This window comes from Neisseria sp. P0013.S005 (assembly GCF_051958425.1).
Classification (GTDB): Bacteria; Pseudomonadota; Gammaproteobacteria; order Burkholderiales; family Neisseriaceae; genus Neisseria; species Neisseria subflava.
Map to the genome: position 1 here is coordinate 1 of NZ_JBQCVL010000060.1, position 270 is coordinate 270.

Annotated in this window: 1 protein-coding gene; it reads left to right on the top strand. The window is 58.9% G+C overall.

Features of this window, described 5'->3' with window-relative positions; translation table 11 throughout:
• Positions 1-270: hypothetical protein (locus ACTHTA_RS11495; protein WP_440379635.1), on the top strand; the 270-nt coding region annotated here is incomplete at both ends.

Genomic DNA, 270 nt, shown 5'->3' on the forward strand with positions numbered 1-270 from the left:
GGCTGGTCAGGGTTCCACGATTCTCTGGGACATGATCCCAGGTGCCGCGTCTTACCGCGTGCAGATCAACAACCTGACGAATCACACAGTGCAGGTGAACGACGTGGTGAGCACGGAAGAACTGGCCGTCACTCTGCGACAGCCGGGCCAGTATGCGATCTGGCTGCAGGCGATCAGCGATACCGGTTTCACCAGCCCCTGGTCCGCGGCAACCAATTTTGAAATCCAGAATGCGTATCAGCTCATCGGCACTCGCACACCGCTGAGTCC